General features: G+C 74.3%; 22 protein-coding genes. 9 read left to right on the top strand and 13 right to left on the bottom strand.

Features of this window, described 5'->3' with window-relative positions; genetic code table 11:
• Positions 1 to 14: 14 nt before the first annotated feature.
• The gene (locus ACZ5GH_RS35875; RefSeq protein ID WP_464336454.1) at positions 15 to 1,847 is read right to left on the bottom strand and encodes an asparagine synthase-related protein; all 1,833 of its coding nucleotides are present in this window, start codon (positions 1,845 to 1,847) and stop codon (positions 15 to 17) included.
• A gap of 10 nt (positions 1,848 to 1,857) precedes the next feature.
• Positions 1,858 to 1,977: a lasso RiPP family leader peptide-containing protein gene (locus tag ACZ5GH_RS35870; protein WP_387756164.1), complete on the bottom strand. Its 120-nt coding sequence runs from the start codon at positions 1,975 to 1,977 to the stop codon at positions 1,858 to 1,860.
• Positions 1,978 to 2,305: 328 nt separating this feature from the next.
• On the opposite strand from ACZ5GH_RS35870, the gene ACZ5GH_RS35865 reads away from it, so the two are divergent.
• Positions 2,306 to 3,031, top strand: coding sequence for a class I SAM-dependent methyltransferase (locus ACZ5GH_RS35865; RefSeq protein WP_464336453.1), 726 nt, complete (start codon positions 2,306 to 2,308; stop codon positions 3,029 to 3,031).
• 26 nt (positions 3,032 to 3,057) lie between these two features.
• Here the strand turns inward: ACZ5GH_RS35865 and ACZ5GH_RS35860 are convergent, their stop codons facing one another.
• The gene (locus ACZ5GH_RS35860; protein ID WP_464336452.1) at positions 3,058 to 3,330 is read right to left on the bottom strand and encodes a DUF4287 domain-containing protein; all 273 of its coding nucleotides are present in this window, start codon (positions 3,328 to 3,330) and stop codon (positions 3,058 to 3,060) included.
• A gap of 233 nt (positions 3,331 to 3,563) precedes the next feature.
• Between ACZ5GH_RS35860 and ACZ5GH_RS35855 the strand changes: the two genes are divergently transcribed.
• Entirely contained in the window at positions 3,564 to 4,223 is a 660-nt protein-coding gene (locus tag ACZ5GH_RS35855; RefSeq protein WP_464336451.1) for a histone deacetylase, read from the top strand.
• An 89-nt stretch (positions 4,224 to 4,312) separates the two neighbouring features.
• On the opposite strand, the gene ACZ5GH_RS35850 is transcribed toward ACZ5GH_RS35855, so the two are convergent.
• From ACZ5GH_RS35850 to ACZ5GH_RS35835, 4 genes are all read right to left on the bottom strand, one after another.
• The gene (locus ACZ5GH_RS35850) at positions 4,313 to 4,807 is read right to left on the bottom strand and encodes an EF-hand domain-containing protein (RefSeq protein ID WP_464336450.1); all 495 of its coding nucleotides are present in this window, start codon (positions 4,805 to 4,807) and stop codon (positions 4,313 to 4,315) included.
• A 135-nt stretch (positions 4,808 to 4,942) separates the two neighbouring features.
• Positions 4,943 to 5,461: a SixA phosphatase family protein gene (locus ACZ5GH_RS35845; protein WP_464336449.1), complete on the bottom strand. Its 519-nt coding sequence runs from the start codon at positions 5,459 to 5,461 to the stop codon at positions 4,943 to 4,945.
• Between the two features lie 232 nt (positions 5,462 to 5,693).
• On the bottom strand, positions 5,694 to 6,080 hold the full coding sequence (locus ACZ5GH_RS35840) for a DoxX family protein (protein ID WP_464336448.1): 387 nt from the start codon (positions 6,078 to 6,080) through the stop codon (positions 5,694 to 5,696).
• A 44-nt stretch (positions 6,081 to 6,124) separates the two neighbouring features.
• Positions 6,125 to 6,601, bottom strand: coding sequence for a carboxymuconolactone decarboxylase family protein (locus ACZ5GH_RS35835; RefSeq protein ID WP_464336447.1), 477 nt, complete (start codon positions 6,599 to 6,601; stop codon positions 6,125 to 6,127).
• Between the two features lie 169 nt (positions 6,602 to 6,770).
• Here ACZ5GH_RS35835 and sigJ point away from each other — a divergent pair, with 169 nt between their 5' ends.
• Complete coding sequence (sigJ, locus tag ACZ5GH_RS35830; protein WP_464336446.1) at positions 6,771 to 7,787, top strand: RNA polymerase sigma factor SigJ; 1,017 nt, start codon at positions 6,771 to 6,773, stop codon at positions 7,785 to 7,787.
• Positions 7,788 to 7,892: 105 nt separating this feature from the next.
• On the opposite strand, the gene ACZ5GH_RS35825 is transcribed toward sigJ, so the two are convergent.
• Together ACZ5GH_RS35825 and ACZ5GH_RS35820 are read right to left on the bottom strand one after the other, a co-directional pair.
• On the bottom strand, positions 7,893 to 8,297 hold the full coding sequence (locus ACZ5GH_RS35825; RefSeq protein WP_387756146.1) for a hypothetical protein: 405 nt from the start codon (positions 8,295 to 8,297) through the stop codon (positions 7,893 to 7,895).
• Positions 8,298 to 8,547: 250 nt separating this feature from the next.
• A complete protein-coding gene (locus ACZ5GH_RS35820; protein WP_464336445.1) occupies positions 8,548 to 9,156 on the bottom strand; it encodes a DUF2306 domain-containing protein in 609 nt (202 codons plus the stop codon).
• A gap of 216 nt (positions 9,157 to 9,372) precedes the next feature.
• On the opposite strand from ACZ5GH_RS35820, the gene cpt reads away from it, so the two are divergent.
• On the top strand, positions 9,373 to 9,915 hold the full coding sequence (gene cpt, locus ACZ5GH_RS35815; RefSeq protein WP_387756142.1) for a chloramphenicol phosphotransferase CPT: 543 nt from the start codon (positions 9,373 to 9,375) through the stop codon (positions 9,913 to 9,915).
• 89 nt (positions 9,916 to 10,004) lie between these two features.
• Here the strand turns inward: cpt and ACZ5GH_RS35810 are convergent, their stop codons facing one another.
• From ACZ5GH_RS35810 to ACZ5GH_RS35800, 3 genes are read right to left on the bottom strand one after another with little or no spacing between them, the layout of a single operon-like run.
• Positions 10,005 to 10,472: an NUDIX domain-containing protein gene (locus ACZ5GH_RS35810; protein ID WP_387756140.1), complete on the bottom strand. Its 468-nt coding sequence runs from the start codon at positions 10,470 to 10,472 to the stop codon at positions 10,005 to 10,007.
• Between the two features lie 35 nt (positions 10,473 to 10,507).
• The gene (locus ACZ5GH_RS35805) at positions 10,508 to 10,753 is read right to left on the bottom strand and encodes a hypothetical protein (protein WP_387756138.1); all 246 of its coding nucleotides are present in this window, start codon (positions 10,751 to 10,753) and stop codon (positions 10,508 to 10,510) included.
• A gap of 5 nt (positions 10,754 to 10,758) precedes the next feature.
• On the bottom strand, positions 10,759 to 10,956 hold the full coding sequence (locus tag ACZ5GH_RS35800) for a hypothetical protein (RefSeq protein ID WP_387756136.1): 198 nt from the start codon (positions 10,954 to 10,956) through the stop codon (positions 10,759 to 10,761).
• A 115-nt stretch (positions 10,957 to 11,071) separates the two neighbouring features.
• On the opposite strand from ACZ5GH_RS35800, the gene ACZ5GH_RS35795 reads away from it, so the two are divergent.
• Together ACZ5GH_RS35795 and ACZ5GH_RS35790 are read left to right on the top strand one after the other, a co-directional pair.
• Positions 11,072 to 11,911, top strand: coding sequence for a helix-turn-helix domain-containing protein (locus ACZ5GH_RS35795; RefSeq protein ID WP_464336444.1), 840 nt, complete (start codon positions 11,072 to 11,074; stop codon positions 11,909 to 11,911).
• A complete protein-coding gene (locus ACZ5GH_RS35790) occupies positions 11,901 to 12,104 on the top strand; it encodes a DUF397 domain-containing protein (RefSeq protein ID WP_464336443.1) in 204 nt (67 codons plus the stop codon). Before ACZ5GH_RS35795 ends, ACZ5GH_RS35790 begins: the two co-directional genes overlap by 11 nt.
• Positions 12,105 to 12,159: 55 nt before the next feature.
• Here ACZ5GH_RS35790 and ACZ5GH_RS35785 read toward each other — a convergent pair whose 3' ends face one another.
• Positions 12,160 to 13,059, bottom strand: coding sequence for a GNAT family N-acetyltransferase (locus ACZ5GH_RS35785; RefSeq protein WP_464336442.1), 900 nt, complete (start codon positions 13,057 to 13,059; stop codon positions 12,160 to 12,162).
• Positions 13,060 to 13,621: 562 nt separating this feature from the next.
• On the opposite strand from ACZ5GH_RS35785, the gene ACZ5GH_RS35780 reads away from it, so the two are divergent.
• From ACZ5GH_RS35780 to ACZ5GH_RS35770, 3 genes are all read left to right on the top strand, one after another.
• Complete coding sequence (locus tag ACZ5GH_RS35780; RefSeq protein WP_464336441.1) at positions 13,622 to 14,923, top strand: alpha/beta fold hydrolase; 1,302 nt, start codon at positions 13,622 to 13,624, stop codon at positions 14,921 to 14,923.
• Between the two features lie 186 nt (positions 14,924 to 15,109).
• Positions 15,110 to 15,358: a hypothetical protein gene (locus ACZ5GH_RS35775; protein WP_464336440.1), complete on the top strand. Its 249-nt coding sequence runs from the start codon at positions 15,110 to 15,112 to the stop codon at positions 15,356 to 15,358.
• Positions 15,359 to 15,580: 222 nt separating this feature from the next.
• Positions 15,581 to 15,976, top strand: coding sequence for a copper chaperone PCu(A)C (locus ACZ5GH_RS35770; protein ID WP_464336439.1), 396 nt, complete (start codon positions 15,581 to 15,583; stop codon positions 15,974 to 15,976).
• Positions 15,977 to 17,187 lie beyond the last annotated feature (1,211 nt).

Below are 17,187 nucleotides of genomic sequence, written 5' to 3'. Positions count from 1 at the left end.
TCGGGCTCCTGCGGTCAGGGGTGCGGGTGGGCGCGCAGCCAGTGTTCGCAGGCGAGGGTCGCGTCCAGGGCGGCGTAGGGGGTGTGGGGCGGGTAGAGCCCGAGGCAGGCCCGGCGCAGGGCGTCGGGGTCGATCAGGCCGGCGCGGGCCAGGGCGCTGTCCTCGGTGAGGGCGGCGAGTTGGGGGCGGTGGCGGGCGAGTCCCTGGTGGGTGTCGGGGGTGAAGTCGCCCTTGCCGGTGCGGCGTAGGAGGTCGGCGGGCAGGTCGGGGGCGAGGGCCTGGGTGAGCAGGGGTTTGTAGGCGAAGGGGGTGCCGCGGGTGGCGGGGTCGGCGGCGAGGCAGGCGTCGAGGACCTGGTCGTCGAGGTAGGGGGCGGTGTAGGGGACGCCGAAGTGCGCGGTGGCGTCGATGAGTTGGCGCATGGCGGAGGCGCTGTGGCGGAGCATGTGCAGGGCCTGGTGCTGGACGTGCCACGGCGCGAGCGGTGCCGGCGGCGCGAGCGGTGCGAACGGCGCGGACGGTTCGGTGTCGTTGAGGGTTGTGAGCTGTTCGCGGACCAGGTCGGCGGTGTGGGCGGTGGCCCAGGGCGGCAGTCGGGGTTCGGTTCCCCAGCCGAGGAGTTGGGTGGTGGGTGGCGGGGCGGGGTGGGTGAGGCGGTCGGCGGCGTGGGCGAGCCAGGCCGGGTAGGGCCGGGGGTCGGTGAGGGCGGCGAGGGCGGCGGGCAGGGTCCAGCGCAGTCGGGCGCGGTGTCCGCGCAGGTGGCGGGCGGCGGTGGCGGGGTGGCGCGGGAGGAGGGTGCGCAGGTAGGCGGGCAGGGCCTGGAGGATCTCGTCGCCGCCTTCGCCGCTGATGCGCAGTCGGGCGCCGTGGGTGGCGAGGAGTCGGGCGACGGCTTCGTCGCGGGCCCTGGTGCGGGTCCAGGTGAACGGTTCGTCGCCCTGGGGTGCGGGGGTGTCGATGTCGGCGAACATCGCGGGGAGTTCTTCGGCGGGCAGGACGAGTCGTCGGCCGGGCAGGTGGCGGGCGGCCCGGTCGGCCCAGGCGGCGTCGTCGTGGTGGGGGTCGAGGGAGCCGATGGTGACGGTGAGCAGGTCGGCGGGGCCGTTGGCGGCGAGGAAGCACAGGGGGGTGGAGTCGAGGCCGCCGGAGAGGTCGGCGGCGACGAGTCCGCCGTCGCGGGTGCGGGCGGCGACGGCGCGGTGCAGGGCGTGGCGCAGTGCGGTGGCGGCGTCGGGGCGGGGGCGTTCGGGGGCCGGGGGGTGCCAGTGGGCGCGGGTGCGGGCGGGGCGGCCGGGGGCGAGTTCGGCGGTGTGGTGCGGTGGTACGGGGGTGATGCCGGGCCACAGGGGCAGGGTGTCGGCGGGGTGGGGCAGCGGGTGGGCCAGGCGCAGGGCGAGGCGTTCGGTGGAGGGGGTGAGGCCGGCCGCGGCGGCCAGGGTGTCGGCGCGGTCGGACAGGACGGGGACGCCGTCGACGTCGGCCAGGTGGAGGCGGCGCAGTCCGGACAGTGTGCCGCGGGCGGTGACGGTGCCGTGGACGGTGGCGATCAGGTGGAAGCTGCCGGCCAGGTCGGCGGCGAGGGTGTGGGCGTCGTACGGGTCGCGGACGTGTGCGGCGCGGCGGCGCAGGTGGTGGGTGTCGGTGTCGCTGGTGCCGAACACGGCGAGCGCGACCGCTCCGGCCTGGGCGGTGACCGGCTGGTCGTCGGGCCAGTGGCCGAGGATCCAGGGGCGTCCGCTGGGGTGGTGCAGGGCACGGCAGTCGGCCGTGCCCCACACCGCGGCCACCGCGGCTGCGGCTTCGGTGTCCGGCAGGACCACGAACCAGGTCCGTCGGTGACCGCTCACGGCCCGGTCCTCAGGGGACGAGGTAGTAGCCGTGGACGTCGGACTGGTTGCCGAAGTCGAAGCCCCGGGTGAGGTCCGAGAAGTCGCCGAGTTCGATCAGCACCGGGGGCTCGTACACGTCGTCGGTCATCACGATGTCCTCTCGTTGGCAAGGGAGTTGGACACGATCGCCGGCCGGCCCGACCCACTCTTCCCTCTCGGTTCGCCGACGGACAAGCGGGGGCGGGGGCTTCGGCCGGAACCCGACGGGCCCTTCCCGAGTGGCCCGAGGCGCTCGCGGGACGGCTGAGCACCCGGGTAGCCGGGCGGTGGGGGCGGCGGGAGGTGGGGCCGGTTTCGGCCAGCCGTGGACGCAGTGGTGTAGACCTGTAGGGTGCCCGGGTGGGTTTCTCGGGGTGCCGGGTGGGTGTCTCCCTCACGGGTGTCCCGCCGACGGGTGTCTCGCCTACGGTCGTGCCATGGCTGACGAGGAGTTCGGGGATCCGCGGCTGGCCGCGCTCTACGATCGGCTGGAGCCCGGGCGCGGCGATCTCGACGCGTATCTGCGGATGGCGCAGGAGTTCGGGGCGGGCCGGGTGCTGGACATCGGCTGCGGCACGGGGGTGTTCGCGCTGCTGCCGGCCGCGCGCGGTGTGGAGGTCGTGGGTGTCGATCCGGCGCTCGCCTCGGTGGAGGTGGCGCGCGCCAAGCCGGGTGCCGGGAAGGTGCGGTGGATCCACGGCGACGCCATGGGCCTGCCGCCGCTGCGGGTCGACCTGGTGACGATGACGGCGAACGTGGCCCAGGCGATCACCGGGCCGTGCGCGTGGCGGGGCACGTTGCGGGGCGCCTTCGGGGCGCTGCGGCCGGGCGGGCGGCTGGTCTTCGAGACCCGCGACCCGGCCGCCCGCGCCTGGCAGGGGTGGACGCGCGAGCGCTCCCGCCGGGTGACGCGGGTGCCGGGCGCCGGGTCCGTCGAGAGCTGGGTCGACCTGGTCGCGGTGGACGGGCCGCTGGTGTCGTTGCGGTGGACGTACGTCTTCGCCGCGGACGGGCAGGTGCTGTCCTCGGATTCGACGCTGCGGTTCCGGGGGCGGGAGGAGGTCGGGCGGGACCTGGCCGCCTGCGGCTTCGCGGTGGAGGAGGTGCGCGACGCGCCGGACCGGCCGGGGCGGGAGTTCGTCTTCGTGGCCCGCAGGCCGTGATCCCCTCGCCCCGCGGCCGGGCGGTTTCAGGCGGTCTTCTCGGCGAGGGTGTGGGCGACGAGGGCGTTGGCGTGGCCGTGGCCGAGGCCGTGCTCGGTCTTGAGCCAGGCGACGAGTTCCATGTGCTTGACGAGCGGGGAGGTGCGGATGAGGTCCTTCCACTCCTCGATGGGGCGGCCGTACTTCTTCTCGATGGAGGGGAAGTAGGAGGCCGGGCCGCCCTTGGCGGCGGGGGCGGCGGGGGTGGCGGGGGCGGGGGTGGCGGGGGTGGCGGCGGGGGTGGCGGCGGGGGTGGTCATGAGCGGTTCCTGTCGGTCGGGCACGGCGGAAGCGGTGCGGTCACGGAGGTGGACCGTGACCGCGCCGCGGACTCATCGCCCCCGGGAGGTGATCCGCGTCACACCACCGCCGCGGCGGGCGACGGCATGAATCGAACGTCATTTCGCGGGTTTTCGCTCGTTCCCGCCGGTGAACGGTAATCGCCGGACACCGCGGCGGTGCGACGGGAGAGGCGGTGGCGGGAGTGGCGGGAGTGGTGGACACCGGGGCGCCGGGATCGGCGGCGAGGGGCCCGGACGGGGGCGCGCTGGTCTGGTACGTGGCGTACGGCTCGAACCTGCACGCCGCCCGCCTCGCCTGTTACCTGCGCGGCGGCCGCCCGGACGGCGGAGCGCAGGACCACCCCGGCGGCCGCGACCGGCGCCTGCCGCGCCGGACGGTGGCCACCGCGCTGCCGGGCACGCTCTACTTCGCCGACCTCTCGCTCACCTGGGGCGGCGGCTCGGCGTTCTACGACCCGGCCCCGCCCGGCAACGTGCCCTGCCGCGCCTACCTGTTGACGGCCGGGCAGTTCAGCGACCTGGCCGCCCAGGAGATGCGCCGGCGCCCCGGCGCCGACCTCGACCTCGCCCCGGTGCTCGCCACCGGGCGCGCCGAGCTGGGGCCGGGCCGCTACGAAACCCTGCTGCACGTCGGCGAGTTGGACGGGCACCCGCTGCTGACCTTCACCGCCTCCCGGGGCGTGGCGGGCGCCGAGCTCAACGCCCCCACCCCGCCCTACCTGCGCACCCTGGCCGCCGGCCTGGCCGAGTCGCACGGCTGGGGGCCCTGGCGCGCGGCCGGCTACCTCGCCACCCGCCCGGGCGCGGCCGGGCACTGGACGCCGCGGGCGGTGGCGGCGCTGCTGGGGTGAACGGCCGGGCCGGCGTACGGGCGCCGACCCTGCCGGGCCGGTCCCGGTACGCCGGCCTGCCGGCGCCGGGTTCGGCGCCGGGGCGGACCTCAGGTGGTGTACACCTGCTTGATGTGCTGGGCGCACTCCTCCCGGGTGAGGTAGCCGTCGCCGTCGGCGTCGACCCGCCGGAACTCGTCGAGGACTTCGGCCAGGGCGATGCCCTTGGCCTGCTGCCAGGTCAGCCACTCTCCGACGGAGATCCTGCCGTCGTCGTCGGTGTCGGCCGCCTCGAGGACGGCGAGCTCGAACGGGACGGCGACCCGGTCGAGGAAGTCGGGACTGCGGTAGGCGGCGACGAACTCCCGGGCGGTGACCTGGTGGTCCCCGCTCTCGTCCACGGCGGCGAGCAGTTCCCGCCACAGCCGGTTGCCCAGGCCCGTCACCCTCCGCCAGGTCTCCGTGCCCGGGGCGCCGGCGCCGGAGCGCTGCAGCATCTCCTGGACCAGCTGGTCGATGTCGACCTGCTCGATCACTCCGTCACCGTCGGCGTCGAGCTTCCTGAACATCGCCTGGAAGTGGTCGCGCTCTGCCTTGGTCACCACGGAACCCACCTGTCCCTTTCCGGTACACGTCTTTGACACGACGGGTGTCCGGCTCACCATGTCGCACGTCCGGTCTGCGGAACGGGTGTCGCGCCGCCGGTCACTCGAAAGAGGCAATCGGGCCCGGGCCGGGCGTCAGGCGTGCGGCGCCCAGAAGGCGACGAGCCGGGCGACGCCGTGCTCGACGGCTTTCCAGCTGCCCGCGAAGGTCAGGACCGCGACGGCGCAGGTCGGGAAGCCGGAGCGGTTCATCCGCGCCGGCAGGTCCCCCTCGGCCTCGCCGGCCAGGGCGTCGGCCAGGGCGTGGACGCCGGGGCTGTGGCCGACCACGACCAGGTCGTGCACCTCGTCGGAGGTCTCGTTGAGGACCGCGATCAGCTCGCCGGGGCTCGCCTCGTACAGGCGGTCCTCGAACACGGCCCGCGGCCCGGCCGGGAGTTCGGAGGCCAGCAGCTTCCAGGTCTCGCGGGTGCGCGCGGCGCTCGAGACGAGCGCGAGGTCGGGCGTGATGCCGGCGCCGGCGAGCCAGCGGCCGGCCACCGGCGCGTCCTTGCGGCCCCGCTCGGCCAGCGGGCGCTCGTGGTCGTCCCCGTCGGACCGTTCGGCCTTGGCGTGGCGGACCAGGACGATCCGGCGCGTCGTCTCCTCGGACATGGGGCTTGCCTCTCTCACGGCGTCGGTCGGGCGCGGGGCGCGACGACCGCGATCGTGGCAGCCCGCGCCCGCGCCGAGGTCCCGTTGGCCGGGACGCACCGGCGATGTTCACCCGTACGAGTGATCCACCGAACGGTTCCGGCCGGGGCCGCCCGGTGGTACGGCGCCGCCGCGGGTGCGCAGCCGTACCGCCGGGCGGTCCCGGCCTGCCCCACCGGCCGTGCCCGGCGGGTCAGTTGAGGAAGGGTTCGGGACCGAAGCGCCCCCAGGCCACGAAGGCGGCCAGCAGGATGTAGACCGCGTCGACCGCCACGAGCCGGTACTCCCTGCGGCGCCAGCGCACCGCCGCCGCCCCGGCCATCAGCAGCACCAGGCCGACGGCCGCCAGCGGCACGAACACCGGCGCGATGCCGAGCACGGCGGGCAGCACCAGCCCGACGGCCGCCAGCACCTCGACGGCGCCGATCGCCTTCACCCCGCCGGGGCTGAAGTCCTCCACCCAGTGGCCGCTGGGCCCGGCGGCGGCGATCCGCTCCTTCGGCGCGACCACCTTGAGGGCGCCGCCCAGCAGGTAGGCGGTGGCCAGCAGGCAGGCGACGATCCACAGCGCGACGTTCACGGTGCTCCCCTTCCCTCCCTCGGCGTACGGTCCGGCCGGTCCGGTCAGTGCCCGTACATGCCGACCTGGTAGCCGCCGCCGGGCTGGCGGATCATCACGTTGGCCCGGTTGAAGGCGTTGATCAGCGAGATCAGGCTGACCAGCGCCGCCATCTGCTCCTCGTCGTAGTGCTTGGCGGCGTTCTCCCACACCTCGTCGCTGACCCCGCCGGCCGCGTCGGCGAGCCGGGTGCCCTCCTCGGCGAGCTCCAGCGCGGCGCGCTCGGCGTCGGTGAACACGTCGGTCTCGCGCCAGGCGGCGACCAGGGCCAGGCGCACCGGGTCCTCCCCCGCGTGGACGGCCTCCTTGTAGTGCATGTCCAGGCAGGCGCCGCAGCCGTTGATCTGGCTGGCGCGCATCCGCACCAGCTCCTGGACGGCGTAGGGCAGGGTCGAGTCGGCGATGGGCTTGTTGGCCGCGATGAGGTGCTTGAAGACCTTGCCGATGAGCGGGCTGGTGAAGGGGTCGAGGCGGGGTTCCATGGTGTGCTCCTCGGTCGTGTGTGCCGTTGCTGCCCTTGAAGACAGGACAGCCCGCCGCTTTGTGACGGCTCCCGCCGCCCCCGACCCCGTGACCTGCGTCACACCACCCGCGCACGGGCGGCGCCGGGCCTCGGATAGCCTGCTGGGCACGCTCGGAAAGGGGGATTCCATGACGGGACCGACGGCGGGAACGGCGGCGGGAACGGCGGCGGGGACGGCGGTGGGTACGGCGGTGGGTACGGCGGTGGGTACGGCGGTGGGTACGGCGGTGTCGGCGGCCGCCGGGTACCGGCCGCTGCTGTTCTCCATCGCCTACGGGATGACGGGTTCGGTCGGCGACGCCGAGGACCTCGTCCAGGACACCTTCCTCAACCTGACCCGCGCCGAGCAGGCCGGCACCGCGGTCGCCGACCCCAAGGCGTACCTGACGACGACCGTCACCCGGCTGGGCATCAACCACCTGAAGTCCGCCCGGGTGCGCCGCGAGACCTACGTCGGCCAGTGGCTGCCCGAGCCGGTCGTCACCACCGCCGAGCGTCCCGGCCCGGCCGAGCACGCCGAGCTGGCGGACACCCTGTCGATGGCGTTCCTGGTGCTGATGGAGGCCCTGTCCCCGGTCGAGCGGGCGGTGTTCACGCTGCGCGAGGCGTTCGGGTACGACTACCCGCAGGTCGCGCGGATGGTGGGCAGGAGCGAGGCGAACTGCCGTCAGATCCTCACCCGCGCCAGGAAGCGCCTGGCCGCGCCCGAGGACGGCGCGCTCGCCGCCGCCCCGGCGCGGCGCGCGCAGGGCGAGGAGCTGGCCCGGCGCTTCTTCGAGGTCGCCGAGGGCGGGGACCTGGACGACCTGCTCGCCATGCTCGCCCCCGACGTGGTGTTCCAGGGCGACGGCGGCGGCAAGGCCCGCGCGCTCGCCCAGTGCGTCACCGACCCGCGCCGCGTCGCCCAACTGCTGGTCGGCGGGCTGCGCCGCATCCGCCGCCTGGGCGTGCGCCTGGTCCCCGCGCGGGTCAACGGCCGCCCGGGCGCGGTGCTGTACGACGCCGAGCAGCGGGTGGCCAGCGTCATCGAGCTGGACATCGACGCCGGCGGCGCGGTGCGGGCGGTCCACGCCGTGTCCAACCCCGACAAGCTCGCCCACCTCGGGCCGGTCTCGGACGTGGGGCTGCTGCCGTCACCGAAGTGACCGGCGGTGACCGCGGCGAACGGGACGCGGGACGCCGGCCCGGGACGCGGGACGACCCGGGCCCGACAGCCGGGCCCGGGTCGTTCGGCGTGCGCGTCCCGCGGGTCAGGGGATGGTGCAGATGGCGGTCGCCGAGATGGTCTCGGTCGCGGTGCCGGTGTTGGTGCCGCGCACGACCCAGGAGTTGCCGGAGCTCGGGTAGGAGTCGGTGAAGAAGATCCGGAAGGCGCTGGTCTGGCCGCCACCGCCGGTGGGCACCTGGCCGGAGGGACAGGTCACGGTGGCGATCCCGTTGGCGCCCGGGGCCACGCTGACCGGGGTGCCGGAGACCGGGGTGTGCGCGGCCAGCAGCGAGGGGCCGACGGGGGGCTGGTCGTCGGGGACGACGACGGCCGGCTTGTCGACGGGCTTCCCGGCCGGCTTGTCGTCGGCGACGGCGGCCGCCGTGCTCGCGGCCAGGACGGCGACGGCGGCGAGGGCGGTCAGGACCAGGGGCTTGGTGCGGGCCATGGAGGCCTCCTGATGGTTCAAGGGTTCTCGGGGTCCGTCGACGGGATCTGACTCCCCGTCGGCATACACCGATGCGTACCCGAACCACCGGGCCGGCCTTCCGGGCGGGTAGCCGGTTACCCGGGCAGCGGAACACCGCTGCCCGGCCGGGCTAACGCGCGGGGCGCGGCGCCGGCGCCGGCCACTGCCCTGCCCCTGCCCCTGCCCCTGCCACTGCCACTGCGGCGGCGGGGAACCGGGCGCCGCCCGCTCACGCCGGCGCGGGGGCCCGCCGGGTGCGGGTGAACCAGCAGGCCAGCGCCAGGTTGGGCACCCAGCACAGCCAGGCGATGGCGGTGTAGGAGGCGCGGAAGTCCAGGCCGGCCGTCGTCGCGGCGAGCAGCATCAGCCGCAGGGTGACGGCGGCGAAGGTGAGCGCGAAGCTGCGGATCATCCAGCGGCGGTGGTCGGCCACCCGGCCGTCGAGGACCGCCCGCAGCCCGGCGCCGCCGGTCACCAGCCAGGCCGCGGCCAGGCCCGCGAAGCCGGCCCCCGAGAGCGCGCCCCCGTACGCGACGGGCGCCAGCAGCAGCGCCCCCACCCCGCCGACCAGGCAGGCGAGCAGGTAGGCGACGCCGATCCGGCGGTGCCAACGCGGGAGGCGTTCGCGCAGGCGCCCGGAGAACTGCCACGGCCCGACCGCCAGCGCCGTGACGGCACCGAACACGTGGACGCCGAGCGGGACTTGGTGGCTCAGGTAGGTGGCGCGCTGGTGTGCGAAGTACGCCGCCGGGTCGAAGCTGAAGTACTTGACGGAGCTGACGACGATGAAGGTGGAGAGCACCGTCATGACGGCCCAACCGGCCCGTGTGATGCGCATGGGTCGAGTCTCGGGCCTGCCGCACCCCGAGGGGTATCCGGGTGGACCCTGAGAAGCACCCTCGGAGAACCCTCATCCGCCGTACGGGGGAAGGCAGATGCCCCCACCCGACGGCCGGAGCCGGCGACCGGGCAGGTCACCGGGTGGCGGGAGGCGGGCGGCCCGCGCGGAAAATCTTTTCGGGGATCGCGGGGGCGCCCCTACTGTGGCGTGGTGATGACTGAAGTGATCGTTCTCAACGGTGGTTCCAGCGCGGGGAAGTCCGGGATCGCCCGGTGCCTGCAGGCGGTCCTGCCGGATCCGTGGCTGGTCCTCGGGGTCGACACGCTGCTCGACGCGGCACCGGCGTCCCTGCAGGCGTCGGACGCGGGGATCGAATTCGCGCCGGACGGGGAGGTGGTCGTCGGGCCGGAACTGCGGGCACTGGAGGCGGCGTGGATCGAGGGGATCGCCGCGATGGCCCGTGCGGGCGCCCGGGTCGTCGTCGACGAGGTGTTCCTGAGCGGAGCGCACTCGCAGCAGCGGTGGCACAAGGCCCTGCACGGTCTGCGGGTGCTGTGGGTCGGCGTCCGGTGCGACAGTGCGGTGGCCGCGGACCGCGAGGTCGCACGGGGCGACCGGATCATCGGGATGGCCGCGTCCCAGGCGGATGCGGTCCACCGGGGCGTGGTCTACGACCTGGAGGTGGACACCACACACGCCGAGGCGATGGAGTGCGCACGGGCCATCGCCGCGCAGGTGACGTCCTCCCGGCCCTGAAGGCTCGGCACGCCCACGGCGCGGCGCACACACCCCCGGCCCGGCGCGGAACTTCCGCGCCGGGCCGGGGCAGGTCGGGGCAGGTCGGGTCAGGCGGCGCGCTGGCCGTGGAGGAGGACGGGCAGGGAGCGGTTGACGAGGGCCTCGGCCGCGCGGGCGGCCTGGGAGGGCGCCATGAAGTCCGGCAGGGCGACGGCGGGCACGAAGCGGGCGCCCAGCAGACCGCTCCTGCGCTGCGCCGGGACGGTGATCCGGGTGCTGTCGGGGACGGTGCCGCCGTCGAAGACGAGGTTGAGGCGTTGCAGGTAGCGGTCGGCCGGGGTGAAGTCGACGGCGAGGACGTCGGTCAGACGCGCGATCAGCCCGGTGTCGGCGTGCAGGTGGCGGGCGGCGGCCAGGTGCGGGGGCTCGTTGGGGCGGGCGGAGCCGCCCGGGAGGATCATGCCGTCCATGTAGTCCGGGTCGACCAGGAGGACGTCGCCGCGCTGGTTGCGGACGAGGACGAGGCAGCCGAGCCGGCAGACGGGGGGCTTGGCGAGCAGGCGGGGGTCTTGCACGGGGGGAGGTCACTTTCTCGACACGGCGGGGGAGTTCAGTCGTCCCAGGTCAGACGCTCGTAGCGCAGGCCCTTGCGGAGCAGGTCGACCATGCGCAGCAGGTCGAGCGGGCGGGCGGTGAGGTGGAGCAGGTAGCTGCACGTCAGCCGGCCGGTGTCCCAGTCGACTTCCAGCGTGGGGAGCCGGACGCCGCCGAGGGCGAGGACGGTGGTGAGGTCGTCGAGGACCTCGGCGGCCTGCCGGCGCTGCTCGGCGGTCGCGCGGGAGAGGGTGGAGGACACGGTGGTCACTCCCCCGGCCGCTTGTGGACCTCGAAGGCGCGCCAGGCGCTGTAGGCGTCCCCGAAGAAGGTGAAGGAGGCGAGTTCACCGGTGGGTTGGCGCAGCCACTCGCCGGTGAGCTCGTTGCGGACCCGGTAGCGGTCGGCCTGCGGGTCCCAGCGGACGCCGTAGCCGTGGAGGCGGGGGAGTTGGTCGTGGGGCATGGGGGAACTCTCTGCGATCGGAGTTTCACGTTCTGTGCACATGGTGGCGCAAGGTCGCCTAGCATCGGTAGCGCCAAACAACTTGACTTCGAGCCCACGTTGAGTCGGAGCACCCATGGTGAACATCAAGGAGATCGACCCGTCGTCCAGCCCCTGGGCCCCCTTCGGCATCCAACTCCGCAACTCACGAAGGGCGAAGGGCCTCAAGCAGCACCAGCTCGCCCGCAAGTGCGGGGTCAGCGCGTCGTACGTCTCCTTCGTTGAACTTGCGCGCCGACCGCCGAGTGAAAAGTTTGCTACCAAGGCCGACGAAGTCCTGGAAACGGGCGGGACTTTGATGCTGATGTGGTGGCAGCACAAGCACACCGCGCTCGTTCCGGGCTTCCCGGAGTACGCGAACTTCGAGAACCGGGCGGAAGAGGTGAGGCTGTTCTCGATTGACATCGTGTCCGGGCTGCTACAGACCCCGGCCTACGCCAGCGCTTGGGAGGCGGCCAATGTCAGGCGCGGAACGGCGACTCCTGAGCAAGCCGAGGAGCGAGTCAACTTCCTCATGACGCGCCAGCAGCTCCTGACCCGCGTACCGGCGCCACTGGTTCACGCGGTTCTCGACGAGAGCTGTCTGCGGCGGCCTGTCGGCGGGACAGCAGTGATGATCGAACAGCTACTGCACCTCGAACAACTGGCCACGATGCCGAACGTCCTCATCCAGGTGGCCCCGTACTCGCTGGGCGAGGACCGGCCGTTCAGCTCCCATGTGACCTTGCTGACCATGCCGGATCGCAAGCTGCTCGGATACGGCGAGACGGAGGTTCGGGGCTACCTTGATCGTGATATCAACACTGTCCTTCCGCTGTCCAGGGGCTACGATCGCCTTCAGATCGAGGCACTGAATCAGGCCGCATCGATGGGGATGGTCCGTGCGGTACGGAAGGGCTATGAGGATGGATGTTGACCTGACTCACGCTGGTTGGCGAAAGAGCACCTACAGCGGGGGCCAGAACGGTTGCGTCGAGGTCGCCGACGGCTTCGCCGGCGTCATGCCCGTACGCGACTCCAAGGACCCCTCCGGTCCGGCCCTCCTCTTCTCCTCCCCCGCCTGGCAGGCCTTCGTCACCGCCGTCCGCACCGGCGAGTTCGACGCCTGATGAGCGGTCCGGGCCTGCCTTCGGCACCGGACCGCTCACCGCGTGCTGCTCCTCCTCAGGCGGCGTGGTCCGCCGGGAGGAAGTTGATGCGTTCACGGATGACGGGGAAGCCCGCCTTGGCGAAGTTCGCGGCCATGGGGTAGTTGCCCCGGTCCGTCGCCCCGCCGATGAACTCCGCGCCCTGTTCGGCGAGGAGGTGGGTGCACTCCGCGAGGAGGTCGTAGGCGTAGCCGCGGCCGCGCTGTTCCGGGACGACTCCGATGAAGCCGATGGTCGGGCCGGAGGGGTTGTGGGCCGGGATGTGGATGCCGGCCAGTTCGCCTTCCGGCGTGCGGGCGGTCTGCCACCACTCGCGCGGGGAGGGGCACCAGTGGAAGAAGTCGAGTTCCTCCTGGGCGGCCCGGTCGAGGCCGCCCTCCTCGATGGCCCTGAGCGCGTGGGCGTCCAGGGTGACGGAGTGGATGCGGCGCAACGCGTCGAAGAACACGGCGTCGTCGGGTTCCGCGCCGAAGCGCAGGCGTCCGGGCCGCTCGGGCAGGCCCCGCTGCGGGGTCCAGCGGTACAGGAGGCGTTCCACCAGCAGTTCGTAGCCCGCGGCTCGTGCGGCGGCGAAGCGGGCCTCGGCGCCGGCGCGCAGGTCGGCCTGCTCCCGCCAGCCGCCGGGCAGGTTGATCTCGAGTTCGACCTTCCAGGGAGCGGAGCGCAGGAGTTCGGCTCCGGCCTCCTCCTCGCCCTCGGCGACGTCGAACCAGTTGATGTTGACGGGCTCCGAGTCGTCGGGGCCGCCCCACCACGCGCCGCGTGCGACGACCTCGCCGTCGCGCAGGGCCACGCGCTTCCAGTCGGGGCGGAAGCGGGTACGCCGATGGCCTTCACGGGCGCCCAGGGGGTCGGGCAGTGCGTCGAAGAGATGAGCGTCGCTCGCGCAGAGCGCGCGGATGACCAGGTCGGTCATGGATTCCTCCGGGATACGGGCCTGCTTGGGGCGCTCCCGGTCAGAACTGACGAACCACGCCGGGACAGTGGACGAGGGAGCGCTGGAATGGTGTGAACTGCACGGCACTCGCCTCCTTCCGTCCGTCTCAGGGCGTGGTCCACACACGATAGGTGATCTTCGGCGGGTCCGTCCACGGATTTCCGCGCTTCTCGACCGGCGGGGACCGCGAGGGAACGGGAGGCGTCCGTCCGGCTGCCCCGCCCGCCCCGTGCGCGGCCGGGCGGGGCGGGCGGGGATGCTCCTGCGACCGGATCCGACAGCCGTCGAGGAGCCCTCATGCCCTCCCTCCACCGCCGCCGCACCGTCGCGGCCGGCCTCGCCCTCGCGGCGGGCCTGACCGTGGCCGCCGCCGCGCCGCCCGCATCCCCCGCCCCCGCGCCGGGGCTCGCCCGCTACTACCACCAGCGCCTCGGCCGGCACAGCTGCCTCCAGGGCCCCGACGACCCGGTGGGCGCCGCACTGCGGCAGGCCGGCGCCCGCTGCGCGGACGACACCGTGCCGCTCGACTACGCCGACCCCCGTGGCCGCACCCTCACACCGGCGCTCTCCCGGATCGCGGCCACCGACACCCGCCACCGGATCGGCACGCCGCCGCTCGACGACGGCGGCCCCGCCGCCCCCACGCTCGGCGCGCCCCTGCGGGTGCGCGCCGCGCTCAAGGACACCGCCGGCCGCTACGACACCGTCGGCCCGGACCCGCGTTTCGCCGGCCGCAGCACCCCGCTGGACTGCGGCCGGCCCGTCGGCGGCCTCTTCTGCGCCGGGACCGGCCGCGCCTCCTTCGAACGCCAGGCCGCCCTCCACCGGGACCTCGCGGCCAGGTGCCGTTCGGCGGCCGGCGACCTGCTGCCCTACGCGGGCACCGTCCCCACGGCCCGGGACATGGACATGGGCCCGCGGCGCGCTCGGCGAGCGCAGGATCTCCTTCCTCGGCCTGTCCTACGGCACCTGCCTCGGCACGGTGTACACGCAGCTGTTCCCCGGCCGCCTCGACCGGGTGGTCCTGGACGGCGCCACCGTCCCGCGCCACACCGGGCCCGCGCTGCTGCCCGACACGGTGGCGGAGAACGAGCACGCCTTCGCCCACTGGGCCGACCGGGCGGCGGCCCGGCACGACCGCTACGGGCTCGGCCGCACCAGCGAGGAGGTGACCGCCGGGATCCTGCGCACGGTCGAGGCGGCCGCGGCCCGCCCACTCCTGGTCGGCAGCGGCGCCGACGCCTTCGAACCCGACCACACCCGCGTCCCGGTGCTGCTGTTCATCGCGCTCGCGGACGACTGCGACCCGCAACGCGCGGCCCTCGCCGAGCAGATGGCGCAGCCGGCCCAGGCCGCGGCGGGCCGGCCGGTCACGCCCTCGGCCGCGACCACCGCCCTGCTGCGCCTGCTGTTCACCGCGCAGGGGTCCTCGCCGGCCGGCAGCGCCCGGGCCGTGCTGTGCGCGGACGGCCCGGCCGCCCGCGACCCGCAGGAGTACTGGCGCCGGATCGAGCGAGGCCGCGCCGAGCACCCGCTGTTCGCACCGCTGCTCGACGACATCAGCCCCTGCGCGTTCCGGGACTTGCCGGGCGGTCCCCCCGTCGAGGTGCGCCGCGATGCCCGGGTGCTGATCCTCGCCGCCACCGGGGACCCGCGCACCCCCTACCGGGACGGCGTCGCGCCGCACTCGATGCTGCCCGGCTCGCGGCTGCTCACCCTGCGGGGCGCCGACCGGCACGGGCTCTACGGGCTCTACGGCAACGCGTGCGTGGACGAAGCGGTCAACGCCTACCTGGCCGGCGGACGCCTGCCGCAGACCGACCCGACCTGCACCCGGCCGTAGCCGGGGCGCGTGTGCCGCCGTGGTCGACCCGCCGGGTGGGCGCGGGGACGGGCCGGCCCCGGTGATCGACTGTTTTCTGCCAAATTGGTCTCTACCATTGCCTCGAATCCGGGGTTCCGGAAGGCTCTGCGCCGAACGCCGGGAAGCGGACTGCGGCGTTCTCCCCGGAGCGAGGAAGACACCGACATGGCACTTCGCACAGCGGTTTCCAGCATGGCCCTGGCCGCACTGCTCACGGTCGGGGGCGGCCTCGCGGCCGCCCCCGCCGCCCAGGCGTCCACCACCAGGACGACCGGCTACACCTACGTCGGCTTGTACCCCAGCGGCGCGGCGTGCGACGCCGCCGGGCAGGCCTACGTGGCCCGCGGGCAGGCGGTCGGCTACTTCTGCGACGTCGCCCCGAGCACGGCCCGGCTCTCCGTCTGGTTCTTCTAGGACGTTGCGGGGAGCGGGAAGCCGGCCCGGCCGGCTTCCCGCCCAACTCGGCTCCGGCCGGGCCCGGTTGACGGCCCCGCCGCCCCGCCACAGGGGCGGCGGGGCCCTGCCTCCACCCGATCGGGTGATCTTGCGCGACCCTCCTTGCGTGATCGTTCGGCCACGCGGTGTGCCGGCCGCCCCGGGGCCGGACGGCGGCCACGCCGAGGGGAGCCACAGCGCATGAAGACTCCGGTCACCACCGACATCAAGGTCAGGGACAAGTCCGCCTGGATCCGCTGGCTGCCGAACGCCCTGCCGGCCGCGGGCTACATCACGCTCGACAACTCCGCCGACAAGCGCTACGAGATCACCAGGATCAAGAGCCCGGACTACCGGAACATCACGATCTACCAGACCGTCACCGACGCGGAGAGCTCGAAGACGGTCAAGCTCGACAAGGTGACCCTCTCCGCCAAGGGCGGGTTCGCCTTCGTGCCGGGCCAGTACCACCTCCTGCTGGAGAAGCCGACCCGCCTGATCACCCCCGGGGACAACGCCCGCGTCATCTTCTTCCTCGACGACGGCACCGTCCTCAAGGTCAGGATCCCCGTGCGCACCTCCCCCGAGCTGTACTGACCCCGCCGCCCGCGCCACCTGGAGATCCGGACATGACCACGTACCACCTCGACCTCGGCGACGACCGGGCCGAAGCACTCGGCTCCGTCACCAAGCTCACCCTCGTCGGCTCCGAACTCGACCTCGACGCCCTCCTGACGCAGCGCGAGGCGTGGGGCGGGGCACCGGGCCGGCGGGGCAAGGGTGCCGATCGGGGCCGTGGTCGAGGCGAGCTTCCTGCCGATGCTCAGGGGGGCGTCCTCCTGGATGGAGGTCGCGGGCCCGTTGGCCGCGATCGCCACGCGGCCTGGCGGAGTTGCCGAGCCGAGACTGTCCCTCGGGCACCGGACCCCGTCCCTGCCAGCGCTCCGCGTCCTGGACGGCGCGGGGCGACACTTGCGTGACAACAGGTCGACATTCGCCGGTCGTGAGGGCCGGGCCCGGGCCCGCTCCCCCGAGGGGGCGGGCAGTGGTGGGGGCGGCGGGGGCCCGTTCGCCGCGATCGCCACGCGGTCCGGCGGAGTTGCCGAACCGAGGCTGTTCCTCGGGCGGCAGCAGGAGTGCGACGGGTACCAGGCCCGCCACTTGACGGCAGGCCGACGTTCCCCTGCCGTGCGGGCCGGACCCAGGCCGGTTCCCGAGGGGGCCCGGCCAGTTTCGCCGCGATCGCCGTGCGGCCTGGCGGAGTTGCCGAGCCGAGGCTGCCCCTCGGCGGGTGGCGGGGATGCGACGGGTGTCGGGGCCGCCGCCTGCCGCCGCTGACGGCAGGCCGACGTTCCCCTGTCGTCCGGGCCGGTTCCCGAGGGGCGGGCAGTGGTGGTGGCGGGGCCCGTTGGCCGCGATCGCCGCACGGCCCGGCGGAGTTGCGAGCAGAGGCTGCTCCTCGGCGGGCAGCGGGGCTGCGACGGGTGCCGGGCTCGCCGCCTGCCGCCGCTGACGGCAGGCCGACGTTCCCCTGCCGTCCGAGCCCGGCCCAGGCCCCGCTCCTGAGGGGCGGCCAGTGGTGGCGGCGGGCCCGTTGGTCGCAATCGCCGCGCGGCCTGGCGAAGCTGCCGAGCACAGGCTGTTCCTCGGATGTCGGCTCCCGTCCCTGCCAGTGCTCCGCGTCCTGGGCTGCGCGGGGCGACACTTGCGTGACCACAGGTCGACATTCGCCGGTCGTGGGGGTCGGGCCGAGCCGGTTCCTGAGGGGCGGCCAGTGGTGGCGGCCGGGGCCGTTGGACGCGATCGCC

The sequence above is a fragment of the Kitasatospora sp. Xyl93 genome (assembly GCF_055383135.1).
Note: the sequence above shows the minus strand (reverse complement) of the source record. Positions and strands in the feature narration are given on the sequence as shown.